The following is an 18,805-nucleotide window of genomic DNA, read 5'->3' on the forward strand; positions in this document are numbered from 1 at the left end:
GGGTTCTTAGGTGAACACAGATTCTGCATTCGCCACTGAACCACTGTGGGAGCGAGCCTGCTCGCGAAAGGGCCCTAAACAGCGACACTGACTTCCTGCCGATCCACCGCCACCAACGTCTCGATCAGCGCCCGCGCCGCCGGCGACAGGCGAAACCCGGTGCGACTGACAATCCCGCAGCGCGCATTCATGCTCTCCAGGTTCTGCGGCAAATTGCGCCAGTGCAGCAACACCAGCGAACCCTTGGCAATGTCCTCGACAAACGCCTCTTCCGTACCGACGCCAATCGCATTCGATTGCAGCACCACTTTCACCAGTGCCGGAAAATGCTCTGTCTCGATGGTCGGGGAAAAATCGATGCGCCCACTGAGGTTCGCCAATAATTTGCGAATCCCCGGCGGGATCAGCGTGGTCGCCAACGGGTAGTCGAACATGTCGTTGGTCGACAGGCTTTCCTTGGCCAGCAACGGATGCCCGGGCCGGCAGAAAAATACCCCGCGCTTGGGTGTCAGCGCCTGGGTCTGGAAGTTCGGATCAGACTCGAAATGACGGATGTCGGCGATGAAGAATTCGATCTCTTCACGGCTCAATGCGCGGCTGAGTTTTTCCCAGTTATCCACCTGAAAACAGGTGCGCACTTTCGGGTGCGCGTTGATGAATTGCGCCACCGCATCCGGCACCAGTTTCACCGCTGGCGCCGGGCCGCAACCGAAGTGCACCTCGCCGGCGTCGAGCTTGGTCATCTGCGTCACTTCAGCACTGAGCAGCGCCGCGCCTTGTACCAGGCTCAGGGCATGTTGCAGCACCACCTGGCCCTCAGGCGTGGGGCGCAAATCTTTGTTGCCGCGATCCACCAGCACGCAGCCGAACTCCTGCTCGAGCCCCTGAATACTGCGGCTGAACGCCGGTTGAGTGATGCCCATCGCGTCCGCCGCACGGACAAAACTGCGGTGTTCGTTAAGGGCGATGAAGTAACGCAACTGGCGAAGATCCATATGCTTTTCCGGCATCCTAAAAATAGCTCGAAGGCATTTGCGACGAGGGTTGTTAGAGGTTTTAAATGCAAGCTCTTATTCCGTCAACGAAGCATGTGAATATCTATTAGATGTAAATGGAATATAGATAGAGCGTTGTTTCGCTGCCGTCCAACCGTAAGCAGTCGATGAGGGCCTACCCATGAGCAATGCCGCACTCGCAGTAAAACCCGCTGTCCACGCGCTGGAAATTCATCCGGTGGCCGGTCGTATCGGCGCCGAGATTCGTGGCGTGCATTTGTCCGGTGAGCTGGACACCGCCACGATCGAAGCGATTCAACAGGCGCTGGTTCAGTACAAAGTCGTGTTCTTCCGTGAGCAGACCCAGCTGGATGATCAGCGGCAGGAAGCCTTCGCCCATCTGCTCGGCGAACCCGTGGCGCACCCGACCGTGCCGTCGCGTGAAGGCACGCGTTATCTGCTCGAGCTGGACGGCGCTGAAGGTCAGCGCGCCAACTCTTGGCACACCGACGTGACCTTCGTCGACGCCTACCCGAAAGCCTCGATCCTGCGCTCGGTGGTGGCCCCGGCCTTCGGCGGCGACACCCTGTGGGCGAACACCGCGACGGCGTACAACGGCTTGCCGACCGAGCTGCGTGAACTGGCCGACAAACTGGTCGCAGTGCACAGCAACGAATACGACTATGCCAGCGCGAAACCGGACGTCTCGGCAGAGAAGCTGGAGCGCTATCGCAAGGTCTTCACCTCCACCGTTTACGAGACAGAGCACCCGGTAGTCCGCGTGCACCCGATCAGCGGCGAAAAGAGCTTGCTGCTCGGGCATTTCGTCAAACGTATCAAGGGTTATTCGCAGGCGGATTCGGCGCACCTGTTCGGGCTGTTGCAGAGTCATGTGATCCGCCAGGAAAACACCGTGCGCTGGCGCTGGAAGGCCGGTGATGTGGCGATCTGGGATAACCGTTCGACGCAGCATTATGCGATTGATGATTACGGCACTCAGGATCGGGTGGTGCGTCGGGTGACGTTGAAGGGGGAAGTGCCGGTTGGGGCTTCTGGGCAGCGTAGCCAGACCATCAAAGGTCGCGATTGAAGATCAAGAGCCCCTCACCCCAGCCCTCTCCCAGAGGGAGAGGGAGCCGACCGAGTTGTCTTTCGGGATGCATCGACCTGAACCACCTTATCGATCATGGATTCGGTGAAGCACGATCAGGTCGGTGTACCTCTGAAATATCCCCCATTCAGTCCCCTCTCCCTCCGGGAGAGGGTTAGGGTGAGGGTGAGGGGCTCTTAAAGCTACCAAACACCAATCTGAACAACCTTCTCGGACTCCGGCTCTCCATAACGAAACCGTTGCCCACGCAAATCAATCTCCTGATGACTGATCGTCGTCCGTCGCTTCAACCCGCGCACCCACTCAAACAAATACCCCGAATGCTCCTCGCGCACCGCCGCATACGCCGGGTCATCCCCCAGATCACGCAGCTCCTGCGGATCATTCAGCAGATCAAACAACTGCGGTCGAAAACCGTCGTAAGCCAGGTATTTCCAGCGCTCGCTACGCACCATGGTCATGCGGCAACGGTCGATCGGCTGGCCCAGACGCTCACGTGCCGGCGCTTGGAAGGCGTAGTCGTATTCGCTGATCGCATAGCGGCGCCAGTCCGGATTTTCACCGTGCAGAAGCGGGATCAACGAACGCCCTTCAAGCCGATGCTCTGCCCCCGGCAATCCCAATGCCTGAAGAAACGTCGGCAACGCATCAATGGTTTCCGCCAGTCGATCATCGACGGTTCCTCGGGTGACATCCGCCGCCGCCCGAGGGTCGCGCACGATCAACGGCACCCCCACCGCCTGCTCCAGCAAAAACTCCTTCTCGCCAAGCCAGTGATCACCGAGAAAGTCACCGTGATCGCTGGTGAACACGATCAACGTGTCATCCCAGCGACCGTTGCTCTGCAGAAAATCGAACAGCCGCCCGAGTTGATCATCCACCTGCTTGATCAGACCCATATACGTAGGGATTACAGTCAATCGTACTGAATCGCGGGAAAAGTTGAGGCTTTCCTCATGCTGGCGAAAGGCAGTGTATACGGGGTGTTTGCTGGCTTCGGAGGGCGTCGCGCGGACCGCTTCGAGAATCGATTTCGTACTGTACAAGGCGTGGTACGGCGCTGGTACGATGTAGGGCCAGTGCGGTTTGATATAGGAAAGGTGTAAACACCACGATTTCTCGCCTTGCTCGGTGATGAAGTCGATGGCTCGATTTGTAGTGTAGACAGTCTCTGAGTGCTGCTCGGGAATTCGTGCTGGCAAATTCGCATGACGCATTTGCCAGCCGCTGAGGATTTCACCATTGGCGCCTTCGGCGGCGTTGGCCCAGTCGTGCCAGGGGTTTTTGCCGTCGAAGCCGTGTTCACGCAGGTAATGGGTATAGGGCGCGGATTCGCGTTTGTCATCGAACAGCGGGTCGTCGGGATAGATGCCGTCATGGCGCATGTACGGTTCGAAGCCGACTTCGTTGAGGATTTCGGCCTGTTCGCTTTCGGGATTGATCGCCAGGCGTTGCAAGGCATCGACATTCGCCGTGGCGTGGGTCTTGCCGACCAGCGCGGTACGAATGCCGTGCGGGCGCAGATAGTCGCCGATGGTCAGTTCTTCCAGCGGCAACGGCACGGCGTTCCACGCGACTTGATGGCTGCTGACATAGCGTCCGGTGTAAGCCGACATCCGCGACGGGCCGCAGATCGTGCCTTGGGTGTAGGCGTGGCTGAAACGTACGCCGGCGGCAGCGAGTCGATCGATGTTGGGTGTATGCAGATGCGGATGGCCGTAGCAGGACAGGTAATCGCGGCGCAGTTGATCGCACATGATGTACAGCACGTTGCGCACGGGGTTTGGCGGGGTGGGCATGGGGTTCACCGGTCAGTGGGACAGGCGAGGTTTTTCGCTTTCAGTGGGGGTGTTCGGCAAGTGCATTTGGGGAATGGGTTTTATGCAGGAAATGCATGGGTGGCTGTACTGGCGCTATCGCGAGCAGGCTCACTCCTACAGGGGAATGCATTTCAAATGTAGGAGTGAGCCTGCTCGCGATAGCGGTCGATCAGACGGCAAGTCTATCCAGCGAACACACCTCCTCATCCACCGCATCAATCGCCTTGATCTGCTCAATCATCGCCTCCGCCAACGGCGACAACCGATACCCCGCGCGGCTGACAATCCCATAACGCGTGTACAACTCCTCAAGATCATCCGCCAACCCTTCAATGCGCAAACACACCAACTCACCCTTCGCTTGATGCAGCGCATCGGAATATGCCCCGACAATCCCGATCGCATCTGAACGCAGCACCACACTGAGCAAACTGGAGCTGTTTTCACACTCCACATTCGGCGTGAAATCCGGCCGCCCACTGAGGTCGACAATGACCTTGCGCAGGTTCGGCGGACGAATACTCACCGCCAGCGGATAGCTCATCAATTGCTCGGCCGTGACCCGCTCAAACCCGGCCAAAGGGTGGCCGGCACGGCAGCAGAAATGCCACTTGCGCGGTCGCAACCGGTGGGTCAGGTAATCCGGATCTGCCTCGAAGTGCCGAGTGTCCGCGACAAAAAATTCAAACTCTTCGCTGAGTAACCGCTTGCTCAGACTCTGCCAGTCATCGACCTGAAACTGCACCCGCGCTTTCGGATAGCGGCCGATGAAGCTGCCAATCGCCCGAGGAATCAAACCCGCTGCCGGCGCTGGCCCACAACCGAAGCGTAATTCCCCAGCCTCAAGCCCATTGAACTGACTGATCTCGTTGGCCATCTGCTGCGCGCCACTGACCAGTCGCCGCGCGTGCTCGAGCAGCACCTGGCCCTGTTTGGTCGGCGGTAATTCCTTGCGCCCGCGATCAACCAACTGACAGCCGACGCTGTGTTCCAGCGCCTGAATGCTACGGCTGAACGCTGACTGCGACAGGTTCACCGCCTGCGCGCCGGCGACGAAGCTGCGTTGTTCAGCCAAGGCGATGAAGTGACGAAGTTGACGCAAGTCGATATGCATTTTTCACATAAAAAATATCCGGGAAATGCATTGGATATGCATTAGGTCGACTCCTTATAAAGGCAATCTCTTATGCAGTAAATATTTGTAAATCCATAAATAAATAACTTAAAAGAATATGCAGCACTGAAGATGTCTGTGTGTTTTTTGACCAGGAGCCGCGCCATGAGTCCGTTGAACCTTGCGTCACCCCTAACGCCACGACGGCTCAAACGTCTGCCTCTAGCCCTGTTGCTGGCAGGGAGCGCGAGCTGGACTCACGGCTACGCCGCCGATTCTGAAACCCCGGCACCGGTGCCGGCCGGCAAGCCTGCCGCCAACAGTTCGCAACTGGAAACCGTGACCGTCACCACCCGCCGCCGCGAGGAAAGTTCGCAAGATGTACCAACGCCAATGAGCGTGGTCAGCGGGCAGAATCTGGAGACGCAACGGGTCTACCGAATTCAGGATTTGCAGCAATTGGTGCCCAGCGTCAACGTCGCCTACATGCACGCACGCCAGTCCAGCGTGTCGATCCGCGGCCTCGGTAATAACCCGGCCAGCGATGGCCTGGAAGGCAGCGTTGGCTTGTACATCGATAACGTTTATCTGGGCCGTCCGGGGATGGCGGTGTTTGACTTGATGGACATCGAACAGCTCGAAGTCTTGCGTGGTCCGCAGGGCACGCTGTTCGGCAAAAACACCACCGCTGGGGTGATCAACATCAGCACCCGCGCGCCAAGCTTCACCCCTGAACGCAGCATAGAAACCTCGGTCGGCGAGGACGGTTATTTCCAGACCAAGGGCACGATTTCCGGGCCGCTCAACGATCAACTGGCCGGGCGTTTTTCGGCCTACCGCACCCGTAGCGACGGCGACATCAAAAACGAATACGACGGCCATGATTTGAATGGCGGCTCGCGCGAGGGCTTCCGCGCGCAACTGCTGTTCAAGCCCAACGAAGATTTCAACCTGCGCTGGATCGGCGACTACAACGAAGAGGATTCCAGCGCGGGCACCCGTGTGCTCTACAACACCGGGCCGACCATCAACGGCGTCAACCTGTACCAGTCGCGCGCCAACGCGGCCGGGGCAACGTTGGTCAACGGTTCGCACCGCAAGGTCAATTTGGACAACGACCAGCATGTCACCGTGCATCAGGGTGGCACCTCGGTGGAGGCTAACTGGACGCTTCCGAGCGATTTCACGCTGACCTCGATCAGCTCCTATCGCTTCTGGAATTTCACTCCGCGCAACGACGACGGCCTCAACGTGCCGGCGAGCTACAACGCCGGGGTGTCGGTGGAGGACAAACAGTACTCGCAGGAATTTCGCCTGGCCTCGCCCAAGGGCGAGTTCTTCGATTACGTCGTCGGCGCCTACTACTTCGGTTCGGATCTGGACAATAAATCCTTCGCTTATTACGGCCCGCAAGCCGATATCTGGAATGGCACCGCGCGCGGTGCGCTGGCCAACGTCACCAGCATTGGCAACGGCCATATCAAGACCGACAGTTTTGCGCTGTTCGCCCAAGGCACATGGCACCTCAGCGAGCGGCTGGATTTCACCGCCGGGGTGCGTGGCACTTATGAAGAAAAATCCGCTTGGGTCACGAGGGATGCGCCGATTGGTGGCGCTGCTGTAACAGGCGCGGCGGCCACCGCACGACGTGGTCGTGCCGGCGCTTACGATTCCGGCGATTTGAATCAGTACAGCTCCAGTCCCTCTGGGCTGCTCAATCTCAGCTACCGGATCACCGACGATGTGCTCGGCTACGCCACGTTATCCCACGGCGAGAAATCCGGCGGGGTTAACCTCGCCGTCGGTTCTGCGCCGGTGGCCGGCGCCGATTCGCTACTGATCGGCACTGAACGCGCGAACAACGCCGAACTCGGCTTCAAGAGCACGCTGTGGGATCACCGTCTGCAACTCAATGCCAACGTGTTCTGGACGCAGGTCAACGCTTACCAGACCAACGCCTACGACGCGGAAAACCGCGTGCAATACCTGACCAATGCCGGCTCCGTGCGTTCGCGCGGCGTCGAGTTCGAGAGCACGGTGATCCCGTTGCGCGGCCTGACTCTGAACATCAACGGCTCCTACAACGACGTCAGTTACCTCTCGTACAAAGATGCCCCGTGCCCGCCGGAAGTCAGTCAGGCGCCGGGTGCTCCAGCGTCTTGCGACCTTAGCGGCCATCAAGTGGTCGGCGCCTCGAAATGGATCGGCAACGCCAACGGCGAATACAAATGGAATCTGGATAACGGCTTCGAACCTTACGTCACCGCCAGCTATGCGTTCCGCTCCAAAGCCGTCGGTACGGTCGAGGATTCCGACTACGGCCAGATCCCGAGTTACGCCGTGGTCAACTTCTCCACCGGCCTGCGCGGTGACTTCAACCAGGGCCAGTGGGACGTGTCGCTGTGGCTGAAAAACGCTTTCGACAAAACCTATTACACAACCCTGTGGACGGGCGGCAATGGCGGCTATGAAGGCTTGCTCGGCACGCCGCGCACGTTGGGCGTCACCGGTCGCTACGACTTCTGATTCGTCACTCAAGGAGCTGCATCATGTTGCGTATCAAAACCGCTTTGCCGGTGTTGCTGTCCGGCGCAGTGCTCAGTGCCGGCGCCTTCGCCGCACCGAGTGTTTACCCGACGGGTGTCACCCGTTACGACCCGAACAAGGCGTTCAACCAGTACGTGATTTTCAGCGGCGCCGACAAACAGACGCACTTGATCGACATGAACGGCAACGAGGTGAAAACCTGGCCACAGGCAGGTTTCCCGTCAGCGATCATCGATCCAAAACTGGTCGGCGGCGAGCGCGGGCATGTGTTGCTGCAACTGAGTGACAAGGATCCCGGAAAACTCGGTTCGGCCGGCAACGGTCTGGGCAATCAGAGCGTCGGCGAGCTGGACTGGAGCGGCAAAGTCGTCTGGCAGTGGGGCGACAAGGCGCCCGGTGGCGCCGCGCAACAGCACCATGATCAGCGCCGTTTGAGCAACGGCAACACCGTGGTGCTGGCGAACAAGGTGCACACGGTCAAAGGCTTCAAAGTGCCCGAGGTGATCGACGATGCGATCTATGAAGTCAGCCCCGACGGCGCGGTGAAATGGCAGTGGTTGGCCTCGGAGCATCTGAATGAGTTCGGCTTCACCGCCGAGCAGTTGAAGCTGGTCCGTGCCAGTGAGAATCCGGACTACCTGCACATCAACAACCTCAGCCTGGTAGGGCCGAACAAGTGGTTCGATGCCGGTGACAAGCGCTTCAATCCGGACAATCTGCTGATCGATTCACGCAACGCCAACTTCATCGCGATCATCGACAAGAACAGCGGCAAAGTAGTCTGGCGTCTGGGTCCGAATTTGCCGCTGATCAACCCGAAAACCGCGCAGAAATTGCCGCGTTCGGTGGATCAGTTTGTCGGTCAGCATGATGCGCACATCATTCCGGCCGGATTGCCTGGAGCCGGCAACGTACTGGTGTTCGATAACCAGGGATCGGCGGGTTATCCGAACGTCACCCTTGGACTGATTTCCGGTTCGCGGGTATTGGAAATCGACCCGGTGAAAAACGAAATCGTCTGGCAGTACAGCGCGGCAAATTCGAAGCAGCCGGGCTGGGCGTTCTACAGTTCGTTTATCAGCAGTGCGCGGCGCTTGCCCAACGGCAACACGCTGATCGACGAAGGCATGAATGGACGGTTTTTCCAAGTGACGGCCAGCGGTGAAAACGTCTGGGAATACGTCAGCCCCTATCTCGGCAAGGCGCCGGGCAGCGACGCGATCAGCAACTGGGTGTATCGGGCGCTGCCTGTGAGTTATGACTGGGTGCCAACGGACACACCACGCTCCGAGACGGCGGTTAATGCTCCGGTTGTCGGTGTGCAGCAAACCAATGCCAGTCGTTAGTTAAATTGGAATTAATGCTCGAACGAACGGCGATAAGTTATGAGCGAGTTGAACAGTGCTTATTGCAATTTGGTTAGTAACTCGCGTGGACAATAATTGAATGTCCAACCATCCTGACTGTCGTGAGTTTCCAGGAGGAAACTTGCTCTCATCGGAAGACACTTATCCCCACGATAAAGGAAATCGAATCATGTCGAGCATTAATGGCACTTATGTGAACGCTAACGCTGGCGCCAAACTGACGATTACCGATGGCAACGACTCCAACGGTACATTCAGCGGGACGTTCAGCCAGGGCGGCGTTAACTATGACGTCAGCTACGGGCATTACCATTTCCAGAACAGCACCGGACAACCTACCACCATTACATTTGTCGGTCTGAATGGTAATAGCGGATTTCAAGCGTGGTCATTGTTTTCTCCTGATCACAATTACGCAAAAGTTCGCGCGGCCGGTTCCCGTACTAACTTTGACGGTGAAGTAGTGACCCTTGCAGGGGAATTCGTCAAACAATAAGACGCGCGCAATCGATAAAGGCCGGTGCACGAAAGTGCTCCGGCCTTTTTGCTGTTTCTGGAAAATAATAATCAATTATCTACTTGGTATTAGTCGTCCTGCAAAACCGGGTCAGGCGAATTTGATGCGTTGCATGAATACTTTCAATGCCTGAAAAGCATGCTCTTTTTCACGCATCGCTGCAGCCCGCGTGGCGCGTGGCTTTGGCAGAATTGATCAATTTTTATATTCCATAAAGACCTATGCATAACGTTAAAGATTACTTTCGGAGATAAGCGTCAAGCCCAATGATTCACCCATCGATTCGCCGTGGGGGATTCAACAAAACGGTTGATCGGCAGTTTTTGTAGAGAACGCAAAAAGACCGCAGGGAGTGAATCAATGGGCAATGTCCAGACCGCCGCCAGCGCAGAGGAATTGCTGTGGCGTCAGACGCCGGGTGGCGAGTTGGTCGATCTCGGCCGGCCGCATCGTGTGCCGTTGGGGCAGTTGCGTTTGCAGCGTGCGCCCAAGGGCATTCTGAGTCGGCGCGAAACAATTCTGCTCGGCGTGCTCGCGCTGGTGGTGCATGGCGCGGTGATCTACTGGATCAGCCAGAAGCCGACGCCAGTGCTGCCGATCGTGCCGCCGGAAATTCCGCCGATGACCATCGAGTTCTCGCGCCCGGCACCGCCAGCGCCACCGGTAGTCGAGCCGCCGCCACCTGCGCCAGTGGTTGAACCACCACCGCCCGTGGAAGACGAACTCGCGGTAAAACCGCCGCCGCCCAAACCCGTTCCGAAACCTAAATCGGTGGTTAAACAGGCACCCAAACCAGCACCGAAAGCGGTTGAGCAACCACCGGCGCCGCCACAACCGGCAGCCCCGGTTGCAGCGCCAGCGCCACCTGCACCTCCCGCGCCGGCACCGGTAACCCCGGCCTCAGCGAATGCCGCGTACCTGAAAAACCCGGCACCGGAATACCCGTCACTGGCCCAGCGTCGCGGTTGGGAAGGCACGGTGTTGCTGCGCGTGCATGTGTTGGCCAGCGGCAAACCGGGTGAGATCCAGATAGCCAAAAGCAGCGGCCGGCAGCAGCTCGACGACGCGGCGCTGAACGCCGTGAAGCGTTGGAGTTTCGTCCCGGCCAAGCAGGGTGATGTCGCCCAGGACGGCTGGGTCAGCGTGCCCATCGATTTCAAGATTCATTAAACCGAAACCAAATTCGCGCGAAACGTTTACACGAGGGAATACATCATGACGTTACTGGCATCTCCACTGGAATCCATCGAAAGCGCGGTGATCTGGCTGCTGGTGGTTTTTTCCGTCGCCACCTGGGGTCTGGCATTGCTCAAGGCTTGGCAGTTCGGGCGTCTGAAGGCGCAGGACCGGCGTTTTCATAAACGTTTCTGGGCGGCGTCGAGTCTGGATTCAGCCGCTGAATTGAGCGAGACCCAACCCGGCGCCGCAGCGCGGGTGGCACAAGCCGGTTACGCGGCGATTCAGGTGGGCGAGGCGCCTCAGGCCAATGATTTGAGCCAGGCGATCAACCATCAGGATCGACTGGAGCGCGCCCTGCGTCAGCAAATTGTCCGCGAACGCCGTTCGCTGGAAACCGGTCTGGCGGTCGTCGCAAGTATTGGTAGCACCTCGCCGTTCATTGGCTTGTTCGGCACGGTGTGGGGAATCATGGAAGCGTTGAAGGGAATCAGCGCGGCCGGTTCGGCGAGCCTGGAAACGGTGGCCGGCCCGATCGGTGCGGCACTGGTCGCCACGGGCGTGGGGATCGCCGTCGCGGTGCCGGCGGTGCTGGTTTACAACTACTTTTTGCGCCGGTTGAAACTGACGGCGGCGGATCTGGATGACTTCGCCCACGACTTCTACAGCCTGGCGCAAAAGAGTGCGTTCCGCGTGTTGATCCACCCGACGGCGCACAAGGTTGCAGCCCCGGGCAACGCGGCAAAAGTGAAGGAGGCGTCCTGATATGGCCTTCTCCACGCAAGACAGTGATGAGGTACTCAGCGAGATCAACGTAACGCCGCTGGTGGACGTGATGCTGGTGCTGCTGGTGGTGTTTATCGTCACCGCGCCGCTGCTGACCAACGCGATCCCGATCAACCTGCCGAAGACCGAAGCGGTGGCGCCGGTCGAGCAGAAGGATCCGCTGGTGGTGAGCATCGACGGTGCCGGCAAGCTGTTTATCAATAAGGATGAGATTCAGCCGGACTTGCTGGAATTCAACCTCAAGTCGGCCAAGGCCAAAGACCCGGAAGTGCGCGTGCAATTGCAGGCCGATGACGGGGTGAACTACGGCGAAGTGGCACGGGCGATGGCTTCGATTGAACGGGCGGGGATTACCAAGTTGTCGGTGATTACCGCGCGGTAACAGGATTTACGTTTTTCCGGGGCCGTCTCCTTGGCAGGGTGCGGCCCTTTTTTTATTTTTGGCAGGGAGAAAAGCCCCTCACCCTAGCCCTCCCGAAACGTCGGACCGCCCAGAGGGAGAGGGGACTGACCGCGTTGTTCGGCCGCTGTACGCCGATATGTGAAATCCAGTCGAGCTCAGGATTTGAAAGGCCAGAAGATCAGCTCCCTTTCCCCCTCGCCCCCTTGGGAGAGAGGGCTGGGGTGAGGGGGGAAAGAATCTAAAGTCATAAACAATACTCATATTCAATTCAGGTCTTAATAAATAGCTTCTTATTCCTTAACGAATATAAATCCCCTCCCTATACTCGTTCAGGAACAGACACGACGCAGGAGAGCTCCCCATGCGCAACGAATCAATCCGCTATCTGATTGTGCCGGGCTGGCAAGGATCGCCAGAAGATCATTGGCAAAGCCATTGGCAGAACAGCCTGCCGAACAGTGCAAGGGTCGAACAGGCCGATTGGCTGACGCCGCGTCGTGAAGACTGGGTCGCGGCACTGGCCGAGGCGATTGCTGCCGACAGTACGCCGGTGATCCTTATCGCCCACAGCCTTGGCTGCGTCACGGTTGCCCACTGGGCGGCCACGGCGCCGTTGCAATACCTGCGTCAGGTACGCGGCGCCCTGCTGGTTGCGCCGGCCGATGTCGAGCGCCCGGCCTGCGCGCCGGCATTGCGCAATTTTGCGCCGATTCCGACCAATCTGCTGCCGTTCCCCAGCCAGGTTGTCAGCTCCGATAACGATGCTGCCGTCAGTGCACCGCGAGCGCTTGAGCTGGCGCGCAACTGGGGCGCCGAGGCGGGGATTCTCGCCGGTGCCGGACACATCAACGTCAAGTCCGGGCATCAGCGCTGGGAGCAGGGTTTTGCTTATCTCTATCGCCTGCAAAACCGCATGGAACACCACGCTCGCCGCCGCGCCTGATTTTTATTTCTTTCAACGCCCCCGTCTCCCGGCGGTTTTGGGCGGGAGTCTGCCATGAGTTTCGAAACCTTCGGTCAGCCATTGCTGACCTTTCCTGACGCGGAAAAAAGCCCCCTGAGCATTCGCGCCAAGGCATTGGTGTTTGTCGACCCACGCTCACGTCAGTTACGTGAAGAGCTGGAGCAATTGGCGCCGCGCTCGACCTCGGTATTGATCCGTGGCGAGACCGGTACGGGTAAAGAATTGCTCGCTCGGCACATCCATCGCGCCAGTGACCGCAGCGGCCTGTTCGTTTCGGTCAATTGCGGTGCGATCAGCCCGACCTACGCCGATGCCGAACTGTTCGGCTATGCCGCCGGCAGTTACAGCGGCTCGGCCAGCAGCCGTGCAGGCTGGTTCGGTTCGGCCAACGGCGGCACGCTGTACCTCGATGAAATCGGCGACTTGCCGCTGCCAATCCAGATCAAATTGCTTGCCGCCCTGGAGAACCACGAAGTCACCCGTGTCGGTGCGCATCAGCCGAGTCCGGTGGATGTGCGCCTGGTGGCGGCGACCAGCATCGATCTGGCGCAAGCAGTGGACGCCGGGAAATTCCACGAGCGGCTTTATCACTACCTCAGCGAAGGGCAACTGGAATTGCCCGCCTTGCGCGCGCGTATCGGCGACATTCTTTCGTTGGCCGAGTATTTCCTCGGCATTTATAGCCAGCGTCTGGATCTACCGGTGCCGCTGATCAGCGAGGCGGCACAACACGTGCTCGAACAACACAGCTGGCCGGGCAACACCCGCGAGCTGGAAAACGTCATTCACTTTGCCTTGCTGGTGAGCACCGGCGACGAGATTCTGCCGGAGCACCTGAATCTGCCCGAGGTGTCTGGGCCGCAGCTTCAGATCGAGCGACTGGTTGCACAAATCAACATCGGCGGCAGCGTCGATGAGCGTAAGGCATTGAAAGATTTGCTGATTCGTTTGGGTGAGGCGTTGTAACCGTTTCGTTCAACATGAACAAAATGGAATATGAAGCTGAATAAACGTTATTGTCCGGGAATAAAAAATCCCGGTATTGTCCGACCCACGCCAGCGATATCACTTCACTGGCACACGTATTAATGCCGTCGTCGATGACGACCGTGATTTTCGATAAGGACACTGCATGAAAAAGGTTCTGTTGTTTACCGCATTGGCGGCTGCTCTGACTGCTTCCCTGGCCAATGCCGGCGAGAAACTGGTGGTTGCCGCGACCCCGGTGCCGCACGCTGAAATCCTTGAGCTGATCAAACCGACCCTGGCCAAAGAAGGCGTGGATCTGGAAATCAAGGTGTTCACCGACTACGTTCAGCCGAACGTACAGGTTGGCGAGAAGCGTCTGGACGCCAACTACTTCCAGACCCTGCCGTACCTGAACAGCTTCAACCAGGGCAAATACAAGGACGACAAGTCCAAGTACCTGGTGACCGTGCAGGGCGTTCACGTTGAACCGTTCGGTGGTTATTCGAGCAAGTACAAGACCCTGGCTGAACTGCCGGACGGCGCCACCATCGCCATCCCGAACGAAGGCAGCAACAGCGGCCGCGCCCTGATCCTGCTGCAGAAGGCTGGCCTGATCGAACTGAAAGACCCGAAAAACGCTCTGGCAACGCCAAAAGACATCGCCAAGAACCCGCACAACTTCAAGTTCAAGGAACTGGAATCGGCCCTGCTACCACGCGTTCTGAAAGAAGTTGATCTGGACATGATCAACACCAACTACGCGCTGGAAGCCAAACTGAACCCGCAGAAAGATGCGCTGGTGATTGAAGGCGCTGACTCGCCGTACGTGAACTTCCTGGTGGCCCGTGAGGACAACAAGAACAGCGACGCGATCCAGAAGCTGGCCAAAGCCCTGACCAGCCCGGAAGTCAAAGCGTTCATCGAGAAGAAGTACAACGGCGCGGTACTGCCGGCGTTCTGATCTGACGCTTGAACCACCCCCTTCAAGGTGTGAAAACGCCGATGGCCAGTGATGGGCATCGGCGTTTTTGTGTGTGCCTTGAAAAAGCCCCTCACCCTAACCCTCTCCCAGAGGGAGAGGGGACTGATTGGGGGATGCTGTAGAGGTACGCCGACGTGAAAGATCTCTGCTGAATTCATAATCGACTCGATGATTCAGGTCGACGTAATACGCCAGACACCTCGGTCGGCCCCCTCTCCCTCCGGGAGAGGGCTGGGGTGACGGGACTGATCGGGGGATGCTGTAGAGGTACGCCGATGTGAAAGATCTCTGCTGAATTCATAATCGACTCGATGATTCAGGTCGACGTAATACGCCAGACACCTCGGTCGGCTCTCTCTCCCTCCGGGAGAGGGCTGGGGTGAGGGGACTGATTGGGGGATGCTGTAGAGGTACGCCGACGTGAAAGATTTCTGCCGAATCCATAATCGACTCAGTCTTTCAGGTCGATGCAAAACGCCAGACACCTCGGTCGGCTCCCTCTCCCTCCGGGAGAGGGCTGGGGTGAGGGGCTTTTGACTTACGCTGCAGCCTTCAACGCCCGCCTCAACGCCACCAACAATTTCACAATCTCCTGCGGATCCAGTCGCTGCGGCACTTTTACGTCCATGTTTTCTTCCTTGTTATGGGTTTGGCCGGGGGAGTCTGGCCAAAAGCTGTTCGTCCTTGGAGGGCTTTCGTGAAAAAAAGATCCGTCCTACAGCGCAAAGGAAAATAGCCTTCTTATTCCTTCCCGGCAAACCCACAGGATAGTTTTTTGGGTGATATCAATATGCTTTAACGGTATTTAAATTCTTGTTTTTATACCTATAAAGTCGGTGCTTGCCGGACAGCCATCCGCTGTCCACGGACTGCACCACCGTCGCTTACCGAGCGGCGTCCAGGACGTTTCATGACTTTCGATTACGCATTTATCCTCAGCACCCTGCCGGCGTTTCTCAAAGCCGTGGGCGTGACGCTGCAGGTGGGTTTTATCGCCATTGGCACCTCATTGCTGGTGGCGCTGCTCAACGCGACGATTCTGGTGTTCCGCACGCCATACCTGCAAAAACTGGTCGGCCTGTATGTGGAACTGGCGCGCAACACGCCGCTGTTGATCCAGTTGTTTTTCGTCTACTTCGCCTTGCCGGCAGTGGGGATCCAGGTTTCCGGTTTCACCGCCGCAATCATCACCATGACCTTCCTCGGCGGCGCCTACCTCACCGAAGTGCTGCGTGCCGGCGTCGATGCGGTGCCGCAGGCGCAACTGGAATCAGGGCGCTCTATCGGTCTGTCCCACGGCCAGTTGCTGCGCTATGTGATCCTGCCGCAAGCGGGGATCCTCAGCCTGCCGTCGCTGTTCGCCAATTTCATTTTCCTGCTCAAGGAAACCACCGTGGTCTCGGCGGTGGCGGTGCCGGAAATCCTCTACACCACCAAGAGCTACATCGCGCTGTATTACAAAACCTACGAAATGCTCGCCGTGCTGACGCTGATCTGCGTGCTGTTGTTCTTGCCGCTGTCGCTGCTGCTCAGCCGTCTGGAAAGGAGGCTCCAGCATGGCCAGTTCGGGTCTTGAATTACTTTGGGTGTCGTTGCCGCAATTGGCCAAAGGCGCCGGGCAAACTCTGTCGATCTCGTTTCTGAGCATCGCCATCAGCACCGTCGGCGGCGTGCTCTACGGCGTGTTGCGCACGCTCAATGTGACGTGGCTCAACGCGATTTTGCGGGTGTACCTGGAACTGTTCCGGGCGATCCCGGTGCTGGTCTGGTTGTATCTGTTGTTCTTCGGCTTGCCGATTTTCTTTGGTCTGAGCATTCCGAGTTTCTGGTGCGCGGTGCTGGTGCTGTCCCTGTGGGGCGCCAGCGAGGTGGGCGAAGTGGCGCGCGGTGCGCTGCATTCGTTACCACGCGGCCAGCGTGAAGCGGGGCTGTCGATTGGTTTGAACGCCGCGCAACTCTACGGTTACGTGCTGCTGCCGCAAGCGCTGAAACGCATGACGCCGCCGACCATCAACGTCTACACACGGATCATCAAGACCAGCTCGCTGGCGGTGCTCATCGGTGTGGTCGACGTGATCAAAGTCGGCCAACAGATCATCGAGCGCACCTATGAATCGGTGCTGATCTACGGCGCGTTGTTCTTGTTTTTCTTTTTCATCTGCTACCCGTTGTCGGCCGCCTCGCGCGTGCTGGAGCGGCGCTGGACGCAAGCATGAGCGCATTGATCGAGTTTCACGGTTTCAACAAATTCTATGGCGAGCAGCAAGTGCTCAACGGCATCGACCTGCAAGTGCAGAGCGGTGAAGTGATCGTCATCCTCGGCCCCAGCGGCTGCGGCAAAAGCACCTTGCTGCGTTGCCTCAATGGTCTGGAGGAGGCGCACAGCGGCAGCCTGAAATTCCTCGGCCGTGAGCTGCTGGATAAGGCCACCGACTGGCGCGAGATCCGTCAGCAGATCGGTATGGTGTTCCAGAGTTATCACCTGTTCCCGCACATGAGCGTGCTCGACAACCTGCTGCTCGGCCCGCTCAAGGTGCAGAAGCGTCAGCGCCGTGAAGCCCAGCAACAAGCCGAAGCGCTGCTTGAACGCGTGGGACTTTTGGACAAGCGCGATGCCTTCCCGCGTCAGCTCTCCGGCGGCCAGCAGCAACGCATCGCCATCGTCCGCTCGTTGTGCATGAACCCACGGGTGATGCTCTTCGACGAAGTCACCGCCGCCCTTGATCCGGAGATGGTCAAGGAAGTTTTGCAGGTCATTCAGGGCCTCGCCCGCGAAGGCATGACCCTGTTGATCGTCACCCACGAAATGGCCTTCGCCCGTGCGGTGGCCGACCGCATCGTGTTCATGGATGCCGGGCGCATCCTTGAACAGAACCCGCCCGAGATTTTCTTTACGAACCCGCAAACCGCACGCGCGCAGCAGTTTCTGGAGAAGTTCTCCTTCGTTGCAACACTGCCAAAAACGAATCCGACAAAGGAACTGGAACTGTTATGAAAACTGCCGCTTTTTTACTGCCTCTACTGAGCCTCGCCTTGCTTGCCGGTTGCAGCAAAACCGAAGAACCGCCGAAGCCGAAGGTTGCCAGCGAAAGCACTGCGCCGGCCGGTTACCTGGACAAGATCAAGGCTCGCGACAAACTGATCGTTGGCGTCTTTACCGATAAGCCGCCATTCGGTTTTGTCGATGAGGCCGGGCGCTACGTCGGTTTCGATACCGACATTGGCCGGCGTTTCGCCAAGGATCTGCTCGGCGATGAAAACAAGGTCGAGTTCGTTGCCGTCGAGCCGGCAAGCCGTATTCCGTTTCTGCAAAGCGACAAGGTCGACCTGATCCTCGCCAACATGACCGTTACGCCTGAGCGCAAGGAAGCGGTGGAGTTCACCAACCCAAACCTCAAGGTCGCGGTGCAGGCGTTGGTGCCGCAAAGCAGCTCGGTGAAGAAACTCGATGATCTGGCAACCCGCACCACCATCGTCACCACTGGCACCACCGCTGATATCTGGCTGACCAAGAATCATCCGGACTGGAAACTGCTGAAATTCGAGAAAAACTCCGAATCGCTGCAAGCTTTGGCCAGCGGTCGTGGCGATGCTTATGCACAGGACAACCTGGTGTTGTTCAGCTGGGCCAAGCAGAACCCGGGCTATCGCGTGCTCGATGAAAAGCTCGGTGCCGAAGCGCCGATTGCGCCGGCGGTGAAGAAGGGCAATATCGAGCTGCGCGACTGGGTGAATACTGAGCTGGCCAAACTGGGTGAGGAGAAATATCTGCTCAAGCTGTACGACCAATATGTGCGTAAAGAGCTGAGTGATGACACCAAGCCTGAGAGTGTGATTGTTGAAGGCGGCAAGTGGCAGGGGTGATTGTCTGTCAGGTCGGTGGTGAGGCCTGCCCCTCACCCCACCCCTCTCCCGAGGGAGAGGGAGCCGACCGAGGTGTCTTGCATCAGACATCGACCTGACAAACCGAGTCGATTATGGATTCACAGACGCATTTCGCGTCGGCGTCACTTCGACTTTGGATTCACAGATGCATTTTCACGTCGGCGTCACT

At 58.2% G+C, this 18,805-nt stretch carries 17 protein-coding genes; 14 read left to right on the forward strand and 3 right to left on the reverse strand.

The window, feature by feature from the left end; genetic code table 11:
- Positions 1-74 precede the first annotated feature (74 nt).
- Positions 75-995 (reverse strand): LysR family transcriptional regulator, encoded by a 921-nt coding sequence (locus AC5SEM_RS27050; protein ID WP_064117472.1) that lies wholly within the window; start codon positions 993-995, stop codon positions 75-77.
- Positions 996-1,176: 181 nt separating this feature from the next.
- Here AC5SEM_RS27050 and AC5SEM_RS27055 point away from each other — a divergent pair, with 181 nt between their 5' ends.
- Positions 1,177-2,085, forward strand: coding sequence for a TauD/TfdA dioxygenase family protein (locus AC5SEM_RS27055; protein ID WP_495471655.1), 909 nt, complete (start codon positions 1,177-1,179; stop codon positions 2,083-2,085).
- A gap of 203 nt (positions 2,086-2,288) precedes the next feature.
- Here AC5SEM_RS27055 and AC5SEM_RS27060 read toward each other — a convergent pair whose 3' ends face one another.
- Positions 2,289-3,905, reverse strand: coding sequence for an alkaline phosphatase family protein (locus AC5SEM_RS27060; RefSeq protein WP_495471656.1), 1,617 nt, complete (start codon positions 3,903-3,905; stop codon positions 2,289-2,291).
- Positions 3,906-4,095: 190 nt separating this feature from the next.
- Complete coding sequence (locus AC5SEM_RS27065) at positions 4,096-5,040, reverse strand: LysR family transcriptional regulator (RefSeq protein WP_116029333.1); 945 nt, start codon at positions 5,038-5,040, stop codon at positions 4,096-4,098.
- A gap of 165 nt (positions 5,041-5,205) precedes the next feature.
- Between AC5SEM_RS27065 and AC5SEM_RS27070 the strand changes: the two genes are divergently transcribed.
- The 13 genes from AC5SEM_RS27070 to AC5SEM_RS27130 all read left to right on the forward strand — a co-directional run bounded on the left by AC5SEM_RS27070 (position 5,206) and on the right by AC5SEM_RS27130 (position 18,615).
- Positions 5,206-7,566, forward strand: coding sequence for a TonB-dependent receptor (locus tag AC5SEM_RS27070; protein ID WP_212620630.1), 2,361 nt, complete (start codon positions 5,206-5,208; stop codon positions 7,564-7,566).
- A gap of 23 nt (positions 7,567-7,589) precedes the next feature.
- Positions 7,590-8,933 (forward strand): aryl-sulfate sulfotransferase, encoded by a 1,344-nt coding sequence (locus AC5SEM_RS27075; protein WP_495471657.1) that lies wholly within the window; start codon positions 7,590-7,592, stop codon positions 8,931-8,933.
- A gap of 190 nt (positions 8,934-9,123) precedes the next feature.
- Positions 9,124-9,450, forward strand: a complete 327-nt coding sequence (locus tag AC5SEM_RS27080) for a hypothetical protein (protein ID WP_038359731.1) — start codon at positions 9,124-9,126, stop codon at positions 9,448-9,450.
- Positions 9,451-9,831: 381 nt separating this feature from the next.
- Positions 9,832-10,641 carry an energy transducer TonB gene (locus AC5SEM_RS27085; RefSeq protein ID WP_495471658.1) on the forward strand — a complete coding sequence of 270 codons (810 nt, stop codon included), beginning with the start codon at positions 9,832-9,834 and terminating at the stop codon, positions 10,639-10,641.
- 45 nt (positions 10,642-10,686) lie between these two features.
- Positions 10,687-11,412 carry a MotA/TolQ/ExbB proton channel family protein gene (locus AC5SEM_RS27090; RefSeq protein WP_034151845.1) on the forward strand — a complete coding sequence of 242 codons (726 nt, stop codon included), beginning with the start codon at positions 10,687-10,689 and terminating at the stop codon, positions 11,410-11,412.
- Between the two features lies 1 nt (position 11,413).
- Entirely contained in the window at positions 11,414-11,815 is a 402-nt protein-coding gene (locus AC5SEM_RS27095; RefSeq protein WP_003220570.1) for an ExbD/TolR family protein, read from the forward strand.
- A 382-nt stretch (positions 11,816-12,197) separates the two neighbouring features.
- Positions 12,198-12,779: an alpha/beta hydrolase gene (locus AC5SEM_RS27100; RefSeq protein WP_034151846.1), complete on the forward strand. Its 582-nt coding sequence runs from the start codon at positions 12,198-12,200 to the stop codon at positions 12,777-12,779.
- Positions 12,780-12,833: 54 nt separating this feature from the next.
- On the forward strand, positions 12,834-13,766 hold the full coding sequence (locus AC5SEM_RS27105) for a sigma 54-interacting transcriptional regulator (RefSeq protein WP_077570158.1): 933 nt from the start codon (positions 12,834-12,836) through the stop codon (positions 13,764-13,766).
- 166 nt (positions 13,767-13,932) lie between these two features.
- The gene (locus AC5SEM_RS27110; protein WP_007918708.1) at positions 13,933-14,730 is read left to right on the forward strand and encodes a MetQ/NlpA family ABC transporter substrate-binding protein; all 798 of its coding nucleotides are present in this window, start codon (positions 13,933-13,935) and stop codon (positions 14,728-14,730) included.
- Between the two features lie 931 nt (positions 14,731-15,661).
- On the forward strand, positions 15,662-16,327 hold the full coding sequence (locus AC5SEM_RS27115) for an amino acid ABC transporter permease (protein WP_008083580.1): 666 nt from the start codon (positions 15,662-15,664) through the stop codon (positions 16,325-16,327).
- Positions 16,308-16,967: an amino acid ABC transporter permease gene (locus tag AC5SEM_RS27120; protein ID WP_007918714.1), complete on the forward strand. Its 660-nt coding sequence runs from the start codon at positions 16,308-16,310 to the stop codon at positions 16,965-16,967. The genes AC5SEM_RS27115 and AC5SEM_RS27120 overlap by 20 nt, the downstream gene beginning before the upstream one ends.
- Positions 16,964-17,746 (forward strand): amino acid ABC transporter ATP-binding protein, encoded by a 783-nt coding sequence (locus tag AC5SEM_RS27125; protein ID WP_077570160.1) that lies wholly within the window; start codon positions 16,964-16,966, stop codon positions 17,744-17,746. Before AC5SEM_RS27120 ends, AC5SEM_RS27125 begins: the two co-directional genes overlap by 4 nt.
- Positions 17,743-18,615: a transporter substrate-binding domain-containing protein gene (locus AC5SEM_RS27130; protein ID WP_495471659.1), complete on the forward strand. Its 873-nt coding sequence runs from the start codon at positions 17,743-17,745 to the stop codon at positions 18,613-18,615. Before AC5SEM_RS27125 ends, AC5SEM_RS27130 begins: the two co-directional genes overlap by 4 nt.
- Positions 18,616-18,805: the final 190 nt, after the last annotated feature.

The sequence above is a fragment of the Pseudomonas sp. CH61 genome (genome assembly GCF_059429415.1).

Bases quoted from the DNA above. Each gene is read 5' to 3' on its own strand.
- AC5SEM_RS27075 (WP_495471657.1), top strand. From the start codon at position 7,590: ATGTTGCGTATCAAAACCGCTTTGCCGGTGTTGCTGTCCGGCGCAGTG.
- AC5SEM_RS27060 (WP_495471656.1), bottom strand. From the start codon at position 3,905: ATGCCCACCCCGCCAAACCCCGTGCGCAACGTGCTGTACATCATGTGC.
- AC5SEM_RS27110 (WP_007918708.1), top strand. From the start codon at position 13,933: ATGAAAAAGGTTCTGTTGTTTACCGCATTGGCGGCTGCTCTGACTGCT.
- AC5SEM_RS27090 (WP_034151845.1), top strand. From the start codon at position 10,687: ATGACGTTACTGGCATCTCCACTGGAATCCATCGAAAGCGCGGTGATC.
- AC5SEM_RS27080 (WP_038359731.1), top strand. From the start codon at position 9,124: ATGTCGAGCATTAATGGCACTTATGTGAACGCTAACGCTGGCGCCAAA.
- AC5SEM_RS27125 (WP_077570160.1), top strand. From the start codon at position 16,964: ATGAGCGCATTGATCGAGTTTCACGGTTTCAACAAATTCTATGGCGAG.
- AC5SEM_RS27055 (WP_495471655.1), top strand. From the start codon at position 1,177: ATGAGCAATGCCGCACTCGCAGTAAAACCCGCTGTCCACGCGCTGGAA.
- AC5SEM_RS27065 (WP_116029333.1), bottom strand. From the start codon at position 5,040: ATGCATATCGACTTGCGTCAACTTCGTCACTTCATCGCCTTGGCTGAA.
- AC5SEM_RS27050 (WP_064117472.1), bottom strand. From the start codon at position 995: ATGGATCTTCGCCAGTTGCGTTACTTCATCGCCCTTAACGAACACCGC.
- AC5SEM_RS27070 (WP_212620630.1), top strand. From the start codon at position 5,206: ATGAGTCCGTTGAACCTTGCGTCACCCCTAACGCCACGACGGCTCAAA.
- AC5SEM_RS27105 (WP_077570158.1), top strand. From the start codon at position 12,834: ATGAGTTTCGAAACCTTCGGTCAGCCATTGCTGACCTTTCCTGACGCG.
- AC5SEM_RS27115 (WP_008083580.1), top strand. From the start codon at position 15,662: ATGACTTTCGATTACGCATTTATCCTCAGCACCCTGCCGGCGTTTCTC.
- AC5SEM_RS27095 (WP_003220570.1), top strand. From the start codon at position 11,414: ATGGCCTTCTCCACGCAAGACAGTGATGAGGTACTCAGCGAGATCAAC.
- AC5SEM_RS27085 (WP_495471658.1), top strand. From the start codon at position 9,832: ATGGGCAATGTCCAGACCGCCGCCAGCGCAGAGGAATTGCTGTGGCGT.
- AC5SEM_RS27100 (WP_034151846.1), top strand. From the start codon at position 12,198: ATGCGCAACGAATCAATCCGCTATCTGATTGTGCCGGGCTGGCAAGGA.
- AC5SEM_RS27130 (WP_495471659.1), top strand. From the start codon at position 17,743: ATGAAAACTGCCGCTTTTTTACTGCCTCTACTGAGCCTCGCCTTGCTT.
- AC5SEM_RS27120 (WP_007918714.1), top strand. From the start codon at position 16,308: ATGGCCAGTTCGGGTCTTGAATTACTTTGGGTGTCGTTGCCGCAATTG.